Annotated in this window: 19 protein-coding genes; 13 read left to right on the forward strand and 6 right to left on the reverse strand. The window is 40.0% G+C overall.

All coding sequences use genetic code 11. The features are described 5' to 3' along the window. The first annotated feature begins 76 nt into the window (after positions 1-76). The 4 genes from DBX24_RS01990 (at position 77) to DBX24_RS02005 (ending at position 3104) form a co-directional block, all read left to right on the forward strand. A complete protein-coding gene (locus DBX24_RS01990; protein WP_160223809.1) occupies positions 77-928 on the forward strand; it encodes a transketolase in 852 nt (283 codons plus the stop codon). A gap of 29 nt (positions 929-957) precedes the next feature. After that, positions 958-1905 carry a transketolase family protein gene (locus tag DBX24_RS01995; protein ID WP_120488593.1) on the forward strand — a complete coding sequence of 316 codons (948 nt, stop codon included), beginning with the start codon at positions 958-960 and terminating at the stop codon, positions 1903-1905. 95 nt (positions 1906-2000) lie between these two features. Further along, the gene (locus DBX24_RS02000) at positions 2001-2456 is read left to right on the forward strand and encodes a copper resistance protein CopD (RefSeq protein WP_120488592.1); all 456 of its coding nucleotides are present in this window, start codon (positions 2001-2003) and stop codon (positions 2454-2456) included. Positions 2457-2462: 6 nt separating this feature from the next. Then, on the forward strand, positions 2463-3104 hold the full coding sequence (locus DBX24_RS02005) for a J domain-containing protein (RefSeq protein ID WP_160223810.1): 642 nt from the start codon (positions 2463-2465) through the stop codon (positions 3102-3104). Here the strand turns inward: DBX24_RS02005 and DBX24_RS02010 are convergent. Next, positions 3101-3337 carry a hypothetical protein gene (locus tag DBX24_RS02010; RefSeq protein WP_160223811.1) on the reverse strand — a complete coding sequence of 79 codons (237 nt, stop codon included), beginning with the start codon at positions 3335-3337 and terminating at the stop codon, positions 3101-3103. The genes DBX24_RS02005 and DBX24_RS02010 overlap by 4 nt on opposite strands. A gap of 149 nt (positions 3338-3486) precedes the next feature. Between DBX24_RS02010 and DBX24_RS02015 the strand changes: the two genes are divergently transcribed. Both DBX24_RS02015 and rimM read left to right on the forward strand, forming a co-directional pair. Further along, positions 3487-4038, forward strand: a complete 552-nt coding sequence (locus tag DBX24_RS02015; protein WP_160223812.1) for a 30S ribosomal protein S16 — start codon at positions 3487-3489, stop codon at positions 4036-4038. A 16-nt stretch (positions 4039-4054) separates the two neighbouring features. Further along, the gene (gene rimM / locus DBX24_RS02020; RefSeq protein WP_160224676.1) at positions 4055-4600 is read left to right on the forward strand and encodes a ribosome maturation factor RimM; all 546 of its coding nucleotides are present in this window, start codon (positions 4055-4057) and stop codon (positions 4598-4600) included. A gap of 28 nt (positions 4601-4628) precedes the next feature. Here the strand turns inward: rimM and DBX24_RS02025 are convergent, their stop codons facing one another. Further along, positions 4629-5846, reverse strand: coding sequence for an HD domain-containing protein (locus DBX24_RS02025; protein WP_160223813.1), 1218 nt, complete (start codon positions 5844-5846; stop codon positions 4629-4631). A 396-nt stretch (positions 5847-6242) separates the two neighbouring features. On the opposite strand from DBX24_RS02025, the gene prfB reads away from it, so the two are divergent. After that, positions 6243-7355 (forward strand): peptide chain release factor 2, encoded by a 1113-nt coding sequence (gene prfB / locus DBX24_RS02030; RefSeq protein WP_160223814.1) that lies wholly within the window; start codon positions 6243-6245, stop codon positions 7353-7355. 200 nt (positions 7356-7555) lie between these two features. On the opposite strand, the gene DBX24_RS02035 is transcribed toward prfB, so the two are convergent. Then, positions 7556-7993 carry a hypothetical protein gene (locus DBX24_RS02035; protein WP_120488585.1) on the reverse strand — a complete coding sequence of 146 codons (438 nt, stop codon included), beginning with the start codon at positions 7991-7993 and terminating at the stop codon, positions 7556-7558. A 320-nt stretch (positions 7994-8313) separates the two neighbouring features. Here DBX24_RS02035 and DBX24_RS02040 point away from each other — a divergent pair, with 320 nt between their 5' ends. Further along, on the forward strand, positions 8314-8817 hold the full coding sequence (locus tag DBX24_RS02040; protein WP_160223815.1) for a hypothetical protein: 504 nt from the start codon (positions 8314-8316) through the stop codon (positions 8815-8817). A 39-nt stretch (positions 8818-8856) separates the two neighbouring features. Beyond that, positions 8857-9561, forward strand: coding sequence for a BT1926 family outer membrane beta-barrel protein (locus DBX24_RS02045; protein ID WP_120488583.1), 705 nt, complete (start codon positions 8857-8859; stop codon positions 9559-9561). A gap of 97 nt (positions 9562-9658) precedes the next feature. Here the strand turns inward: DBX24_RS02045 and DBX24_RS02050 are convergent, their stop codons facing one another. Further along, the gene (locus DBX24_RS02050; RefSeq protein ID WP_160223816.1) at positions 9659-10993 is read right to left on the reverse strand and encodes a dihydroorotase; all 1335 of its coding nucleotides are present in this window, start codon (positions 10991-10993) and stop codon (positions 9659-9661) included. 202 nt (positions 10994-11195) lie between these two features. On the opposite strand from DBX24_RS02050, the gene folP reads away from it, so the two are divergent. The 4 genes from folP to DBX24_RS02070 all read left to right on the forward strand — a co-directional run bounded on the left by folP (position 11196) and on the right by DBX24_RS02070 (position 15455). Further along, positions 11196-11984, forward strand: a complete 789-nt coding sequence (gene folP, locus DBX24_RS02055; protein ID WP_260392826.1) for a dihydropteroate synthase — start codon at positions 11196-11198, stop codon at positions 11982-11984. 207 nt (positions 11985-12191) lie between these two features. Next, complete coding sequence (locus DBX24_RS02060; protein ID WP_160223817.1) at positions 12192-12788, forward strand: superoxide dismutase; 597 nt, start codon at positions 12192-12194, stop codon at positions 12786-12788. Positions 12789-12906: 118 nt separating this feature from the next. Beyond that, the gene (locus DBX24_RS02065) at positions 12907-14265 is read left to right on the forward strand and encodes a DUF4403 family protein (RefSeq protein WP_160223818.1); all 1359 of its coding nucleotides are present in this window, start codon (positions 12907-12909) and stop codon (positions 14263-14265) included. A gap of 617 nt (positions 14266-14882) precedes the next feature. Next, positions 14883-15455: a helix-turn-helix domain-containing protein gene (locus DBX24_RS02070; protein ID WP_160223819.1), complete on the forward strand. Its 573-nt coding sequence runs from the start codon at positions 14883-14885 to the stop codon at positions 15453-15455. 134 nt (positions 15456-15589) lie between these two features. On the opposite strand, the gene gcvT is transcribed toward DBX24_RS02070, so the two are convergent. Next, positions 15590-16672, reverse strand: coding sequence for a glycine cleavage system aminomethyltransferase GcvT (gene gcvT, locus DBX24_RS02075; protein WP_160223820.1), 1083 nt, complete (start codon positions 16670-16672; stop codon positions 15590-15592). A 20-nt stretch (positions 16673-16692) separates the two neighbouring features. Next, a complete protein-coding gene (gene idi, locus DBX24_RS02080; protein ID WP_120488576.1) occupies positions 16693-17220 on the reverse strand; it encodes an isopentenyl-diphosphate Delta-isomerase in 528 nt (175 codons plus the stop codon). Positions 17221-17226 lie beyond the last annotated feature (6 nt).

The raw sequence follows: 17226 nt of genomic DNA on the forward strand, positions 1-17226 counted from the left end.
AAATGACTTCGTACTAACAAGTATCTCAAAAAGGAAATAAAATCGTACCTTCGCAGGCGTATAAATCTAATGGATAATGAACACATCTATTCAAGAGCTTAAAACGCTCGCAACACAAACAAGAAGGGACATTTTGAGAATGGTACACGCCGTAAGTTCTGGCCACCCTGGTGGTAGTCTCGGCTGTGTAGAGTTTTTCCTTGCCCTCTATCATCAGGTGATGGATTACAAACTGCCTTTCTCTATGGAGGGGAGAAATGAAGACCTGTTCTTCCTCTCAAATGGGCATATCTCTCCTGTGCTCTACTCCACTTTAGCGAGGAGGGGCTTCTTCCCAGTAGAAGAGCTCGCGACATTTAGAAAGCTAAACACCCGCCTGCAAGGGCACCCTACGACTCACGACCACTTGCCTGGCGTAAGGGTAGCATCTGGTTCGCTCGGTCAGGGGCTTTCGGTAGCCATAGGTGCTGCACTCGGAAAAAAGCTGAATAATGACCAACACCTTGTATATACGCTGCACGGCGATGGCGAGCTACAGGAAGGTCAAATCTGGGAGGCATTGATGTTTGCCGCTCATAACAGGGTGGATAACCTCATCGCTACGATAGACTACAACAACCGACAAATCGACGGAGATGTAGACAAAGTACTCTCTCTTGGCAACCTTCCAGAGAAGCTGAGAGCTTTCGGCTGGGAAGTTTTGGAGGAGAAAAGCGGTAATGATATAGAAGCTGTAATCTCAATTCTGGAAAAAGCAAAACAGCTCACAGGAAAAGGAAAGCCTATCGCCATCGTACTACATACAGAGATGGGCGCTGGGGTAGATTTTATGATGGGAACCAACGCTTGGCACGGAAAAACTCCGAACGATGAACAGCTTGCAAAAGCTCTTGAGCAGCTTTCATTAGACAATCCACAGGATTATTAAACATCAGTCTCATATTTAATAGAATTAAAATGAAATATACTTATACAGAAAAAAAAGATACACGAAGTGGCTTCGGAGCAGGGCTGGCAGAGCTCGCAGATACGAATCCTAATGTAGTAGCCCTCTGTGCTGACCTTATCGGCTCACTGAAAATGGAGAAATTTATAGAAAAAGCACCCGAGAGGTTCTATCAGGTAGGGATTGCAGAGGCGAATATGATTGGCATTGCTGCAGGGCTTGCCATCAGTGGGAAAATACCTTTCACGGGCACCTTTGCCAACTTCTCCACTGCCAGAGTCTATGACCAGATACGCCAGTCGGTAGCCTATTCTGACAAAAATGTAAAGATATGTGCCTCCCACGCTGGGCTCACCCTCGGTGAAGACGGAGCTACACACCAGACATTGGAAGACATCGGGATGATGAAGATGTTGCCGAATATGGTCGTTATCAACCCTTGTGATTATAACCAGACAAAAGCTGCAACCATCGCTATTGCTGACTACGAAGGACCTGTATACCTCCGATTCGGAAGACCTGCGGTTCCTGTTTTCATCCCAGAAGATATGCCTTTTGAAATCGGAAAAGGGATAATGCTCCAAGAAGGAAAAGATGTAACCATAGTAGCGACAGGGCACTTGGTTTGGGAATCTCTCGTAGCAGCCGATGAGTTAGAAAAAGAAGGAATCTCCTGTGAGGTTATCAATATCCACACAATTAAACCTCTTGATGAGGAAATCATCCTGAAATCGGTTGAGAAAACAGGGAGAATCGTTACCGCCGAAGAGCACAACTACCTCGGAGGGCTTGGGGAGTCGGTTGCAGGATTATTAGCACGGAAAAGACCTACACCACAAGAGTTTGTAGCAGTAAATGATACTTTCGGGGAATCTGGAACGCCTGCGCAGCTGATGAAAAAGTATAAAATAGATGCAGAAGCTGTAAAAGAAGCCATAAAGAAAGTATTAGCGAGATAAGATTAATAGCTTTCCATTTTATTTAAAATCTTCGGTATTGTAAAAAGCATTTAAACAACAATACCGAAGATATTTTACCCTTAAAAAACCAAACTATGCATCATCTTCTCTTAATCATTCACCTTATTGCTGCCACCATCTGGGTAGGCGGGCACTTAGTTTTAGCTATCGGCTATATGCCTCGCGCATTGAAGTACAAAGATTTTAGCTACATCGGGAATTTTGAGAAAAAATATGAGCCCATAGGTATGCCTTCACTGCTTCTACTGGTTATCACGGGTATCAGTATGGCTTATGATTATGATGCGGGGCTTAAATCTTGGTTTAGCTTCTCCAATTCTATCGAAACAGTGGTATCCTTAAAACTCTCCTGCCTGCTTCTCAGCGTTTGCTTTGCCATAAGTGCTCAGACGAGGGTGCTCCCCAAACTGAGAAAAGGGAACCTTAGCAAGCTCCCAGAAATGGCAGTACATATCACAAGCGTAACTCTTTTAGGCGTTACAATGGTTATCTTGGGGAGCTTCGTAAGGTATGGAGGGATTAGCTTTTAATCTAAAATGAAGAATTATTACTACTTCTTAGGTGTAGAGCCCGATGCTTCTACGGACGATATAAGGCGAGCCTACCGAAAACTCTCACTGAAATATCACCCTGATAAGAATGGCAACGACCCTTTCTTTGAAAAACGATTCAGGGAAATACAGGAAGCCTACGAAATCTTAACAGATGAAGAAAAACGGCTGCATTTTGACAGGGCTATTTCCGAGCAGACGAGAACTACGACCTATACTCTACCTCCTTCTATAAAAAATTTCAGTATTAATAAAGTAAGAGTTTCAAAAGGTGAGGAAATCATCATCTCGTGGCAAACCAATAATGCCGATACGGTGAAGATTCTGCCTTTCGGGCTGGTAGCTCCCTACGGTGAGAAGAAAATAAAAATAACGGAGTTTAAAAATGGGAAGTTTCATATCGTACTCCAAGCGATGAATACTGTTATCAGCAAATCAGCTGTGAAAGGGATTACCATTACCGAAGTCTCCGAATATAGCAGAGAAACGCAGCACTCCCCTATCAACCCAGCTCCACTTCCGAGCAGAAATACATCAAAAAAAATAAGGGCTCAACATCAATTCCTAAGAATATTCATTGCTCTTATCTTTATTTTAATCGCCTTATTCTTTATACTTCGAGGCTAAAAGGATTGATGCTCATCCTTCCTCATTTCTCTCTGCTCCTTACGAACCTTTAAATACTCCAAAAGCATAGCAGTGGATGTCAGCAAGAGGGAAAGACTCACCAAGACAGAGCCTATTATCGTCTTTACTTCCTGCTCATCAGAACTCAATAAATAGCCTGTATTAAAAAGAGAAAGAATAAAGACAACCGCAGTCACAATTCCTATTCCTTTTATAAAATTCATTCTGCTCATAACTTTTTCTTTAATGCTCACAAATGTAATGATTTTGACTGAAGAGGGAAATATTACTTTCGGTTGTTTGCTCATTCAAAAAAATGTTTATCTTTGCCCGTCAAAAATTATTTAACAAGGGACGAGTTCCCACTTAAAACAATTATCATATGTCAGTAAAAATTAGATTACAAAGACACGGTAAAAAAGGAAAACCTTTTTATCACATCGTAGTTGCAGATTCAAGAGCAAAAAGAGATGGTAGATTCATCGAGAAGTTGGGTACTTACAACCCAATTACCAATCCTGCTACTATTGAACTGAATGTAGACTCAGCTGTAAAGTGGCTAAACCACGGTGCTCAGCCTACCGATACTGCGAGAGCTATCCTTTCTTACAAAGGAGTATTGTACAAGAAACACCTTCAAGGAGGTGTAGCAAAAGGTGCTTTTGATGAAGCTGAAGCTGAAAAGAGATTCAATGCTTGGTTAGAAGCAAAAGAAGCTAAAATCCAAGAAAAAGCAAACGGTTTAGTAAAAGCTAAACAAGATGCTAAGAAAGCTGCTTTGGAAGCTGAACAAAAAGTAAATGAAGCAAGACTTGCTGCAAAAGCTCAGGCAGAGGTTGCGGCTACTGAAAGTGCAGAAGAGGCAGTGGAAGAAGCTAATGAAGAAGTTTCTAACGAAGAATCTGCACCAGCAGAAGAAAACACAGAGGCTTAAAAAGTCTACCGTTTTTATGCGTAAAGAAGATTGCTATTTTTTAGGAAAAATCACGCGTAAGCACGGACTACAGGGGAATGTAATCCTTAAACTGGATACTGACCAACCTGAGATTTACAATAAACTGGAATCAATATTCATTGAAATCAATGGACTATTGGTTCCATTTTTTATACAAAAAATTTCTTGGAGCAAGCAGGATTCTCTCAACATCCTCTTTAAAAATGCTACCGATCAGCTCGCAGAGCAGGTTATAGGGAAAGAGGTATATCTCCCCCTCTCCACACTGCCTAAATTAGAAGGCAAGAAGTTTTACTACCACGAAATCATCCACTTTAAGATATGGGATAATAAAGGTAATCTCTATGGGGAAATCCAATCTGTAAATGACCAAACAGCACAGCATTATTTCATCCTCAACCTTGATGGCAAGGAAGTCATCATCCCTATTATTAAAGACTGGATTCTGGAAGTAAACAGAAAAGAGAAATTCATCAAAATGGAGCTTCCAGAAGGTCTCTTGGAAGTCTTCTTAGCAGAATCTAAAAACGATGAGGCTTAATCCTCACCGCTGTTTTATCCCCCTCACATTAGCGGATATCACTTGGGAAAATCAGATAATGTTTCTCGGTTTTCTGAGTAATGGCAGAAAGTAATATTGGGTTTTCTGAATTTTGTAAATGAATTTTAGAACCGTCCTTCTCCAAGAGATAAATCGGCTGTTTTTCCACATTGTACGGCAGTAGGGTTCTGCTGATATCATCTACCAAAAGCTCTCCATTTTCTATATTGAAGCATTGATTTGCCGCTGATATTTTCTCATCAATACAATCTTTACTAAAAGGTTTTAATGAGAGGACGACCTTCGGAAGTCGCCTTTGCATAATGGCCTTGCAGAGAAAGGAAAGCACAAAATCATCTGTATGCTGCCAAGACTTTATCGCCTGATATACATCTGTATCATCCAACTGTGTAAATCGGAAAATATCCTCAGCAGAAGGCTCCTGAAACTCCTCCTTTCGGTAGAGGAAGTACCTGAGATTTTCTGACACCTCCAGCTCGTACCCTGTAGCAGCAAGAGCCTTTGCTCGGGAAAGGATTTTGGTGAGCATCACCTCACATAGAACCGCCGTTTTATGGTAGTACACCTGCCAATACATAAACATCCGTGCTGTAAGGAAATTCTCGATAGACTGCACACCTTTGGCATCAATGACCAACTCATCTTCGGCTACATTCATCATAGAAATAATGCGCTGAGTATTGATATTCCCTTCGGAAACCCCAGTATAGAAGCTGTCTCTGCGGAGATAATCCAACCTGTCTACATCCAGCTGAGAAGAGATAAGCTGATTAAAAAACTTCCGCTTATACCTCCCTTGGAACATCTCTATCGCCACCGATAGCTCACCGCCAAAGGCTTGATTAAGCCTCTCCATCAGCAGGGCTGAGATTTTCTCGTGATGAAGCCCATTCATCACCTTGCTTTCCAAAGCGTGAGAGAAAGGTCCGTGCCCAATATCGTGAAGTAAAATAGCGAGCATTACCGATTTTTCCTCTTCCTTAGAGACCTCTACCCCTTTCAGTCTAAGGGTTTCCAAAGCAGTAAACATTAGGTGCATAGCCCCTAGAGCGTGATGAAACCGCGTATGTACCGCCCCTGGAAAGGTAAGGCTGAGAAGCCCGGTCTGCGAAATGCGCCTCAGCCGCTGGAAATACGGATGCTCTATAATATCAAAAATAATTTCGTGGGGGATTTTTACCGCTCCATACACAGGGTCGTTGATGAATTTAAGGTTATGATACATCGGCTTGAAAAAAAAATAATGACAAATATAGGGCTTATGGCTTTAAGCAATAAGCAGCAGGCAGTAAGCTTTTGGCAAATAGCAATTAGCTAATAGCCAGCAGCCAACTGCTAATTATCATTTTAATAAAAAAACACACTGTTTTTTATCAATTTCCAGGTTATTAACCGCGTTTTCCTGGTTCCTAACCAGGTCGACGGGCTTTTTAACCGGGTCAGCGGGGTTTTTGACCGGGTCGGCGGGCTTTTTAACCTAAAAAATAGGGTCTCTGACCTAAACGACGGGCTTTTTTTCAATAATTGCCTGCCACGCTATGGCTAAGTGCCCGACCGGCTACGGTCTAAGTGTGCCCCACACAGTGGGCGGTTACGGTGGGGAAAACCTTATCTTTGCAAAATGATAACAGCAGAACAGTTAAAACTCGCGCAGTCCCGAATAGAGGATTTATATAAATATCTTCAAATAGATAAAAAGAAGATTGAAATTGCTAATGATGATGAAAAAACCGCTGCACCAGAGTTTTGGGACAACCCAAAAGAGGCAGAATCTTTCCTAAAGCAGCTCCGCTCCAAAAAGAAATGGGTAGATGATTATGAGGAAATCTTCCACTCGTTTGAGGATATACAGGTGCTTGCTGACTTCGCTAAGGAAGACCCAGACTCCGAGCGGGAACTCGATGAGAGCTTCCCCCTGCTCATTGAAAAAATAGAAAACCTTGAGTTTAAGAATATGCTTTCCAATGAAGGCGATGAGCTTTCTGCCGTACTTCAGATTACGGCGGGTGCTGGCGGTACGGAATCTTGCGACTGGGCATCTATGCTGATGAGAATGTACACAATGTGGGCAGAAAAGCAAGGCTACAAAATACGAGAGCTCAACTATCAGGAGGGAGATGTGGCGGGCATCAAGACCGTTACCCTCGAGATTGATGGCGAGTATGCCTTCGGATACTTAAAAGGCGAAAACGGCGTGCACAGGCTGGTGAGAATCTCCCCATTTGACAGCAATGCCAAGCGGCATACGAGCTTCGTTTCGGTCTATGTATACCCTCTTGTAGATGATACGATTGAAATTAACATTAACCCTGCGGACATCAGCTTCGAGACGATGAGAGCCTCAGGTGCCGGCGGGCAGAATGTAAATAAAGTAGAGACTGCCGTAAGGCTTAGGCACGCACCTACGGGCATTATTATTGAAAACTCCGAGAGCCGTTCTCAGCTTCAAAACAAGGAAAAGGCGCTTCAGCTCCTCAAATCTCGTCTCTATGAAATAGAGCTTGAAGAAAGGATGAAAGCCCGAAACGAAATCGAAGCCAATAAAATGAAAATTGAATGGGGCAGCCAGATACGAAACTATGTAATGCACCCTTACAAACTCGTGAAAGATGTTCGTTCTGCCTACGAAACCTCCGATGTAGATTCGGTGATGAATGGAAACATTACCCCCTTTCTGAAAGCCTTTCTAATGGCAGACGGCACTGCGGTGTCTAATGATGATTTTGACTTGTAAAACCTTAAAACAATATAAGGCATTACTAACTTCATCTATTTTTGTGGTTTAGCTAAATAAACTGCACCAAATGTCAAGTATCAAATAAGATTAAAGCTGTTAGGGATATAAAGTAAGAAAAGTTCTTTGGCAAGATTCAAGAGAAAAAGAAAAAAGCTACTCAAAGTCAAAAACGATAGTAGAATTTTTTTTAAAAACTTTTAGTTATAATCTCTACAGTCTTTTACTTTTATATTTTCAAGGAGACTTAGTTTGCCTTCAAATTCAATATATACACACTTAAAAATCCCCTCATTACAATTATTTTCAGATTCTTTGAAATCTCCATCCTCTGCAGTTATTTTAATATTTTGTCCACTGATTTCATAATTATTTTCTGTAAATACTAACTCATCCAGTAGAATTTTTTTACCATTAATATTTATTATTCCTGTATTTGCTTTTGTATCAAAAACTATAATTGTTTTTCCGCCTTGGCTGAAGATTGTTTTTCCTTCACTTCCATTTAGTTCTATGCTATCCAATTGTATTGTATCATTCATTTCCAATGAATCTATCAATGGAGAACTTTCGGTTCTAATTTCTTTTTTACATCCTATGCTTACCAATAATACAAGTCCTAATACCAGCTTTTTCATAATTTTAAATTTCGGTAAAAATAACCAAAACTTCAATATTATGGAAATTCTTTTAACCATTATAATAGACCTTTAGTTTATCAAAAAATCATATTTATGATAAAAATCATAATTCCTAATCTGTTAATACTTTATAATTATTTTTTTCCTACTTAAAGTCTTGATATTTTTAAATATATGTATTAAAATATTATTTTGGCATTATTATTGTTTAATTTGTTTTATTATTTATTACATATGTAGAAAAAAAATCTTTTAGTAGTATCTAAAAAATGTTTATATTTGCTCTACTTTTAATAAGAAAATTAAAATTCTAAACAATGAAAAAATTATTTTTAACAAGTGCTTTGGCACTTTTCGGAATGATGAGCGTAAATGCTCAAAAAGCATTATCAGAAGGTAGCTGGGTTGTAGAAGCTAATACTGGTTTCGGTCAGTTTAGTCCAGCACAAACAGGAGTTGCATTAAAAAGTTCAAATGGCAATACAGCATTTAGGATTGGTGCAGAAGCTGGTTATTTTGTAATCGAAAACTTAGCAATTAAAGCAGGTTTAGGATATACTTCTGAGGGAAACTCTCAAAATACCTTCAATTACAAACTTGGTCTTAAGTATTATGTTATCGGGCAAATCCCATTACAAGTAGACTTTAATGGAGCTTCTTCAGATGGTAATAGTGCTAATGCAGTAGGCTTACAAGGAGGTTATGCTTGGTTTGTAGCACCAAATGTATCTTTAGAACCAGGTATCAGATATGATATCGGTTTCAAAGAAGGCCAAAAAGGAGTATTTAGTGGAAACCTTGGTTTTGCTATCCATTTTTAATAAAGTAAAATTTAACAGTAAATAAAATTTTTTAAAACAATGAAAAAGTTATTTTTAACGGGTGCGTTAGCACTTTTCGCAGCAGTAAATGCTCAGGAGTACAAAGCTGGTGCAGGTGATGTAACTGTAGATTTCGGTCTTTCTGGTGGTTTGGGTAATACAGCAGTATCCCTTCCAGCAGCAGGTTTAGATGCAGGTGCAGTATTTAAAGCAAGATACTTTAACTCAGAACAATGGGCTTACAGAGGAATCTTGAATGTAAATAGCACAAGCACTACTGATAAATCTGCAAGTGTACCTAATGTTTCTGATAACAAGCAAACAAAATCTAATTTAGGTTTAGAATTAGGTCTTGGTGTTGAAAGACACTTTACAGGTACTGATAGATTAGACACTTATGTAGGTGGTGATATCTTGGTAGGTTTTAATAGCCAAAAAGTTACTACTGAAGTTAACTCCCTTACTAATACTGATAAAAGTAAAAACGAAGTTAAAGGTCCTAATGCTTTCAACTTTGGTGTAAGAGGTGTATTTGGTGCAGATTACTATTTTGCTAAGAGAGTTTACCTTGGTGTAGAAGGAGGTCTTGCTGTGAAGTTTGGATCTAGAGGAGAGACTAAAACTTCATCTTCTGCAACTGTAGGTGGTGTTACTACTAATACAGAATCCTCTACTAAAGGTGGTAGCTCTTTCGGAATTACTCCTTCTGTAGTTGCAGGTATTAGATTAGGTTATGCTTTCTAATTAAATTAGGAAAAGAGTTAATAAATAATTTTAATACAAGAAACCCTCTCTTAAAATTAAGAGAGGGTTTTGTTTTATTTAGTTATTATGTATAGGGCTAATTCTCAAATAAAAGCCTTTCGCCTTTCTTCTCTTGAGAGATGAGTCCATTTTCATAAGCAAGATGCCCATTTACAAAAGTATGAGTTACTTTAGAGCTTAGTTCCATACCTTCTAATGGAGACCAGCCACATTTATACAAGAGATTTTCTTTGCTCACTACCCATTTTTCATTAAAATCCACAAGCACTAAATCAGCCTTATACCCTTCCCTGATAAAGCCTCTTTTTTCAATTTTAAAAATTATAGCGGGGTTATGTGCCATTTTTTCTACAATTTTCTCTAAGGAGATTTTTCCTGTATGATAATTTTCCAGCATTACTAAAAGAGAATGACCCACCAATGGTGCCCCTGATGGACATTGAGTGTAGGGTTTTTGCTTCTCTTCCCAGGTATGTGGAGCATGGTCGGTAGCGATTACATCTATTCTATCATCCAATAAGGCTTTCCAGAGCCCGTCTTTATCTTTTTGAGTTTTTACTGCAGGGTTCCATTTGATAAGGCTACCCTTAGTCTCATAATCCTCATTAGTAAAGGTAAGATGGTGCACACAAACCTCTGCGGTAATCTTTTTATCTTTTAGGGGAATATCATTTCTGAAAAGGGAGGTTTCTCTCGCTGTGGAAAGGTGAAATATATGAAGTCTTGCTCCTGTTTTCTTTGCGAGCTCTACTGCTTTTGATGAGGAAATCCAGCAGGCTTCCTCACTGCGGATAAGGTGATGAAACTTTACAGGAATATCATCTCCATATTGTTCTTTATAGGTATGAGTATTATTTCGTATGGTAGCTTCGTCCTCACAATGAACTGCAATGAGCATCTTTGTCTTGCGAAATATATTTTCCAGCGTCTCTGGATTATCTACCAGCATATTCCCTGTAGAAGAGCCGAGGAATAGCTTTATTCCAGGCACATTCCTCGGATTGGTTTTGAGGACTTCATCCAGATTGTCATTTGTACCACCCATCATAAAACCATAGTTGGCAAAGGATTTTTCGGCAGCGATATCGTATTTCAGTTGTAAAAGTTCCTGAGTTACGGCATTGGGCACTGTATTGGGCTGGTCTATGAAGGTGGTTACTCCTCCTGCTATGGTAGCACGGCTCTCGCTCTCTATATCGCCTTTGTAGGTAAGCCCAGGCTCTCGGAAATGCACCTGATCATCAATTATCCCAGGCAGAAGGTATTTCCCTTCTGCATTGATAACTCTGTCTATACCCTCTTCGGAAATAAGCTCAGAAATTTTAGCGATGAAATCATTCTCAATAAGTACATCTGACTGAAAAATTTGATTCTCATTAACGATTTTAGCATTCTTTATCAGTGTTTTCATTTTATACTTTTTAGCGTTGTAAAAGTAGGAATTTTATTCTAATCTCTCATACCAACCCGCTAAGGACAGTCCAATATAATCGGAGTGTTCGTTGGACAATAATTATCTATCATAAAAAAACAAACACCTTACTGGCTATAGTGTAGGGAAGTCCATCAGCTGGAAGCCGTATATTTGTGTTCTGAAAAAAAGTAAGACATATATGAACCAGTGTTTAATCAATTGCAGGGGTAGGCTTATTGATTTATCTCATCCTAAGATGATGGGGATTCTCAATATCACCCCAGATTCCTTTTCAGATGGTGGAATGTTTAATAATGAATACGCCGCGATAAAGCAGGTAGAGAAAATGCTTTCTAAGGGAGCCGAAATCATAGACATAGGCGCACAATCTACCCGCCCCAATGCACAAAAGCTCTCTGCGAAGCAGGAAATAGACCGGCTGGGGAGCATTATCTCAAAGCTGAAAAAGGAATTCCCACAAATCCTAATTTCACTCGACACTTTTTATGGCAAAGTAGTCAAGTTTGGGTATGATGAGGGGGTAGATATTATCAACGACATCTCTGCAGGTCAGTTTGATGAAGAGATGCTCCCCGCAGTGGCACAAACGGGGCTTCCTTACATCTTAATGCACATTAATCCAAGCTATGAAACAATGCACGAAAAGCTCATCACAGGGGATATCATCCTCGAGATTAATCGATTTTTCTCAGAGAAGGTTGGCGAACTAAGACAAAAGTTTGGGATTAAAGACATCATCCTCGATCCAGGTTTTGGTTTCGGTAAAACCATAGAGCAGCAGCATCAAATGCTCGATGAGCTCAGCTATATCGGCTTCGGGGGCTTACCAATGCTAATCGGTATTTCGAGAAAATCATTTATTTATAAGCCATTGGGCAAATCTCCTTTGGAAATAGAACAAGAGGTAGAAGCTTTACACCAAAAAGCATTGCAAAAGGGGGCTAAAATCATCAGAAAACACTATTAAAAACCTAAAAACAGCCTCTACTAAAATAATATATTATCCTTGTACAATAATATTATTTTATTATTTTTAGAATATTCAAGTCTCTTATTATCAATAAAAAGACAATAGTTTTCATTTTTATCTATCACAGCAATAAATAATAACAATTGTAATAAGTGTGATTTATAGAAACTGATGATTTACATTTGCAACATCAAAAATGAAGTTATGCCATTTGAATTACCAAAATTGAGCTATAATTATGATGCTTTAGCACCGGCAATCGATGCTAAAACAATGGAAATACACCATACCAAGCATCATAAAGCTTATGTGGATAACTTAAATGCAGCTATTAAAGGTACCGAACTGGAAGGGATTACATTAGAGGAAATATGCAGAGAAGGTTCTCATATCCCAGCGGTAAGAAATAATGGTGGTGGGCATTTTAACCACTCTCTGTTTTGGGAAATATTAACCCCTGGTGGGAGTAAAGAGCCTGTTGGAAAAGTAAAAGAAGCTATTGAGGCTTACGGAGGCTTTGAGAAGTTTAAAACTGACTTTGAGAATGCCGCAAAAACCAGATTCGGCTCAGGATGGGCTTGGTTGTGTAAGCAAAATGACGGCTCTCTGATAGTTTGCTCCACAGCGAATCAAGACAATACCTTGATGCCAGAGGTAGGATGCAGCGGAACCCCTATTTTAGGGCTTGATGTATGGGAACACGCCTATTATCTGAATTATCAGAACAGAAGACCAGATTATATTGAGGCATTTTTTAGTGTCATCAATTGGGATAAAGTAGAGAATCTTTATAATAAATAGTAATTTTTCATTTAAATTGAGTGGAATCCATAGCCGAATTTTTTGGCTGTGGATTTTTTATTTCACTTTTACAACATTTCCCTTAGCTTTGCCCTCAATATCATAAAATCTAAGAAAGATGAACCATAAATTAATCCTAATCCTATGGATAATGAGCTTCGGGAAGCTATTTTCTCAAGAAATCAACTACAATTTCCCCAAATTAAAGTCATCTATAAGTATGCCTGTGCGAGTACCGCTCTCGGAGCTCACAAATATAGCAAACAGCTCAGTAACAGGGCTTATATTCTCAGATGATTCGAGGGTGGATAACAATAATGACCAGCTAAGAATAAAAGTATGGAAGACAAATCCCATAAAAATAACCTCCGGCGCAAAGCAAAACTTCCTGATAGAAGTCCCGATAAAGATCTGGATAGAAAAAGGCATCGGTACACTCGGCGTTTATACCTATCAAGAGACCACTTTTGAGACCGTAATGCACTTTAATACCAGCATCAACTTTAATCCCAACTGGACCATCTCTACCCAAACCACAAGCAAGGGCTTTAAGTGGGTGAGCAAACCCATCCTCGATTACGGGCAGGTGAAAATCCCCATCACCCCTCTTGTGGAAAGCAAATTACGCACAGAACAGCAGAAATTCTGTGCTACAATGGACAAGGAACTCTCCTCAAAACTCAATTTCCAAGAGATGGTAGTCTCCGCGTGGAATATTTTCTCCGAACCTTTCCTGATTTCGGAAGAGTTCCAAACTTGGCTGAAGATCAGTCCAACAAAAATCAGCGTAACGCCTCTTGTTTTCTACAAAGACGCCCTTGATTTCAGTATAGGAGTAGAGATTTTCTCCGAAACCCTCACTGGAGCAAAGCCCAAAGCCTCCGCACTAAGAACCGCAGCTCCCGCTTTTAGTAAGGCAGAGGTGCTCCCGACCAACTTCCTCCTGCAAACCACTGCCAGCATCCCCTATTCGGAGGCGAGCAAGATGGCAATGGAAATGTTCAGCGGGAAGGAGTTCGATTTCCGAGACTCGGAGCATAAAATACAGATAAAAGACATCAAAGTCTATGGAAAAGAGGGTCAGGTAGTCCTCGAAGCCACCACAGAAGGCGCCATAAACGGCGTCAGCATCATTACAGGAACACCGGTATATGATTCTCAGAAGAAAAAAATTGTGCTGAGAGACACAAAATTCAAGCTGAGAACCCAAAACATCCTCCACAAAGCAGCATCGCTCTTGTTCAAAAACAAAATCACACGAATGATAGAAGAAGACTACGGAATCCCTACTGCCGAGCTCGAAAACTACTCCCGAAAAAGTACCGAACAAGCCTTTAATAAAGACTATTACAAAGGGGTAAAGCTCTCGGGAAGAGTTACTTCTCTCGCGCCGCAGAAGATACTTGTAGGAGTGCACGGGCTCACTACCATTATAGATATGCAAGCCTCCGTGCGGCTTTTGTTAGCAGGAAACTAAACCAAAACCTCCCCTTTCCCCCTTCTGAAGGGGGATTTTTTTTTGCATTATACCTTTATCCAAAATATAAATCTGAGATTTTAAAGCCTTAAAAAGATTAAAATCAATAGAAATATAATAAAAGTATAACTAAACTACATACTAATATAAATTTTCAATAGAAAAGTATAACTAAACTGTATATTAATATAAATTATTCAGTGATTAGTATAAGTTTATCATATATTAATATAAATATTTGATAGAAAAACATAAGTAGAATATATACTTCTATAAATATTTGATAAATTAATATAAGCAGGTTATATGCTTATATAAAAATTCTATGAATTAACATAAGTATGTTATATCCCCCTATAAATAGTCAATAAATAACTATAAGTAGATTACTCACTTATATAAACAGGCAATGAATAACTATAAGTAGAATGATTACTTCTATAAATAGTCAGTAAATTAACATAAGTAGAATGCATAAAAATATAAATCTATAAAAAATTTTTATACATTTGTATCATAAAAACAGGGAGAGGAGGCTTAAAATTCTTCCAAAAAAGATGAAAACAGAGCTTTATCTGCCTGAGATAACAAGCTGAATAACACAAATAAATGTCATTATGGTAATATACATTAAAAATATGGTTTGCGAGAGGTGCATTAAGACCGTAAAACGCATCCTCGAGGAGAAAGATATACCGGCAGGGAGGGTTTCCTTAGGAGAAGCCTACCTCCTAAACTCGATATCTAAAGAAAAGCTGAAAGAACTCGACACCGAGCTCAGAAAAGAAGGTTTCCAGATACTTATACGGGAAAAAGACAGGCTGATAGAGTCAATAAAAATAGCAATACGAGAGAAAATAGCCTTGTTTGACATAGAAGAAGGGCTGATAATCTCGGACTTCGTTAGAGAAGTTACCAATAAAAAATATCAAGTGATGGCGAGCCTGTTTTTGGAGAGCGAAAAGACGAGCATACGGGATTATTTTATTCGCCAAAAGATAGAAAAAGCAAAAGAGCTCCTCACCTACGAAGAAAAAAGCACCACTCGGATAGCAGATATGCTCGGCTACAGCTCGGTGCAGTACTTTTCTAAACAGTTTAAAGAATACACAGGGCTTTCGCCTACAGAATTTAGAAAGAAAAAGGAAAAAAATAGAAACTCACTCGATAAAGTCTGGTACAACGGCTAAGATACAGGCGCAATTCCTTGAAAAATTTTTCATTTATAATACCCTGAAATAACGCACTGAACCAAGTGCCGAAATAAATAAGAAAACCTCTGCCCAGGGCAGAGGTTTTTTGTATAGAATATCGTGTGTATGGCTTATACGAAAGGTAATTTTACTACCGTAGCCTTCAGATGTTTGTTGCGCACCTGTATAAAGATTTCCGAGCTGGGTTTTGAGAACTCGGTAGGCACATAGGCGAGCCCAATCCCTATTTTTTTCATTGGCGAGGAGGTTCCAGAGGTTACCGTACCGATGACTTTTCCTTCGGAATCTACTACTTCGTAGCCATGGCGGGGCACTCCTTTTTCCAGCAGCTCAAACCCAACCAATTTCCTTGTAACGCCTTCTTCCTTCTGCTTTGCAAAGACTTCCCTATTGATGAAATCTCCTTTCTGCAGCTTGGTTATCCAGCCCAGTCCAGCTTCCATCGGCGAGGTAGAGTCGTCTATATCATTCCCATAGAGGCAGAAGCCTTTTTCTAACCTGAGGGTATCTCTCGCCCCGAGCCCGCAAGGGATAAGCCCCTCTTCTTTTCCCGCAAGGGAGATGGCATCCCAGAGTTTTTCGGCGTATTGATTTTCAAAATAGATTTCAAAGCCTCCGCTCCCTGTGTATCCTGTGTTGGAGATGATGACATTAGGGATTTCATTCACCACTCCGACCGAGAAATGGTAGTAGGGGATTTCGGAGAGGTTTACTGGGGTCAGTTTTTGGAGGACTTGGAGGGCAAGTGGCCCTTGAATAGCGATGAGGGACATCTCGTCTGAGAGGTTGGTCATCTTCGCTCCAAATTTCTCATTGTATTTAGAGATATGCGCCCAGTCTTTCTCGATATTGGAGGCGTTTACGACCACGAAATACTTCTCGTCATTCATTTTATAGATGATGAGGTCATCTACGATGCCTCCGCTTCCGTTGGGCAGGCAGGAGTACTGTGCCTTACCGTCGGTGAGGAGGGCGATATCGTTTGTGGTTACATATTGCAGGAGGTTTTTTGCCTCTGCACCTTCGATGAGGAACTGCCCCATATGCGAGACATCGAACATCCCTGCTCTTTCTCTTACGGCGAAGTGCTCGTCGGTTACGCTTGTGTATTGCACGGGCATTTCAAAGCCCGCGAAAGGCACCATCTTGGCTCCGAGGGAGCAGTGCTTGTCAAAAAGTGCTGTTTTCTTCATTGCTTACTTTTATGTATTGATTATTTAATTTTATTCTTTAACAAAAACTGTTGGAACTCGTTTAAAATGATTTTGAACCATTCGGTAAATTGTTCTGGCGACTGGGAGATTTCCTCGCTCAGCCTGTCAAGGGAAACAAACCTAAGCTCGGAGACTTCGGCAGGGTTTGGGGAAAAGGGGCCATTGTACTCACCCACGAAAACTGTGTCTAATTCGTGCTCCCACAAGCCTCCTCCTACTTCGGCTTTGTAGATAAAGTGGAATTTCTTCTCTACTTCTGTGCTGATGCCTAGCTCTTCCTTCATTCGGCGGATTGCGGCGTCTTTGTAGGTTTCGCCTTCTCTCGGGTGCGAGCATACGGCATTCGTCCAGAGGTTGGGCGAGTGGTATTTGGTGCTCGCTCGCCTTTGGAGGAGCATTTCTCCATCGGAATTAAAAATGAAGACAGAGAAGGCACGGTGCAAAAGTCCTTTGCGATGGGCTTCTTGCTTCTCCATCAGCCCTTGAACTTCGTCCTGAGGATTTACTAAGATTACAAACTCTGTCATTGGATA

The sequence above is a fragment of the Bergeyella cardium genome, assembly GCF_009914665.1.
GTDB lineage: Bacteria > Bacteroidota > Bacteroidia > Flavobacteriales > Weeksellaceae > Bergeyella_A > Bergeyella_A cardium.

Bases quoted from the DNA above. Each gene is read 5' to 3' on its own strand.
- idi (WP_120488576.1), bottom strand. From the start codon at position 17,220: ATGACAGAGTTTGTAATCTTAGTAAATCCTCAGGACGAAGTTCAAGGG.
- DBX24_RS02040 (WP_160223815.1), top strand. From the start codon at position 8,314: ATGAAAAAATTATTTTTAACAAGTGCTTTGGCACTTTTCGGAATGATG.
- DBX24_RS02070 (WP_160223819.1), top strand. From the start codon at position 14,883: ATGGTAATATACATTAAAAATATGGTTTGCGAGAGGTGCATTAAGACC.
- DBX24_RS01990 (WP_160223809.1), top strand. From the start codon at position 77: ATGAACACATCTATTCAAGAGCTTAAAACGCTCGCAACACAAACAAGA.
- DBX24_RS01995 (WP_120488593.1), top strand. From the start codon at position 958: ATGAAATATACTTATACAGAAAAAAAAGATACACGAAGTGGCTTCGGA.
- DBX24_RS02045 (WP_120488583.1), top strand. From the start codon at position 8,857: ATGAAAAAGTTATTTTTAACGGGTGCGTTAGCACTTTTCGCAGCAGTA.
- DBX24_RS02060 (WP_160223817.1), top strand. From the start codon at position 12,192: ATGCCATTTGAATTACCAAAATTGAGCTATAATTATGATGCTTTAGCA.
- DBX24_RS02035 (WP_120488585.1), bottom strand. From the start codon at position 7,993: ATGAAAAAGCTGGTATTAGGACTTGTATTATTGGTAAGCATAGGATGT.
- DBX24_RS02015 (WP_160223812.1), top strand. From the start codon at position 3,487: ATGTCAGTAAAAATTAGATTACAAAGACACGGTAAAAAAGGAAAACCT.
- prfB (WP_160223814.1), top strand. From the start codon at position 6,243: ATGATAACAGCAGAACAGTTAAAACTCGCGCAGTCCCGAATAGAGGAT.
- DBX24_RS02010 (WP_160223811.1), bottom strand. From the start codon at position 3,337: ATGAGCAGAATGAATTTTATAAAAGGAATAGGAATTGTGACTGCGGTT.
- DBX24_RS02025 (WP_160223813.1), bottom strand. From the start codon at position 5,846: ATGTATCATAACCTTAAATTCATCAACGACCCTGTGTATGGAGCGGTA.
- folP (WP_260392826.1), top strand. From the start codon at position 11,196: ATGAACCAGTGTTTAATCAATTGCAGGGGTAGGCTTATTGATTTATCT.
- DBX24_RS02005 (WP_160223810.1), top strand. From the start codon at position 2,463: ATGAAGAATTATTACTACTTCTTAGGTGTAGAGCCCGATGCTTCTACG.
- DBX24_RS02065 (WP_160223818.1), top strand. From the start codon at position 12,907: ATGAACCATAAATTAATCCTAATCCTATGGATAATGAGCTTCGGGAAG.
- gcvT (WP_160223820.1), bottom strand. From the start codon at position 16,672: ATGAAGAAAACAGCACTTTTTGACAAGCACTGCTCCCTCGGAGCCAAG.
- rimM (WP_160224676.1), top strand. From the start codon at position 4,055: ATGCGTAAAGAAGATTGCTATTTTTTAGGAAAAATCACGCGTAAGCAC.
- DBX24_RS02050 (WP_160223816.1), bottom strand. From the start codon at position 10,993: ATGAAAACACTGATAAAGAATGCTAAAATCGTTAATGAGAATCAAATT.
- DBX24_RS02000 (WP_120488592.1), top strand. From the start codon at position 2,001: ATGCATCATCTTCTCTTAATCATTCACCTTATTGCTGCCACCATCTGG.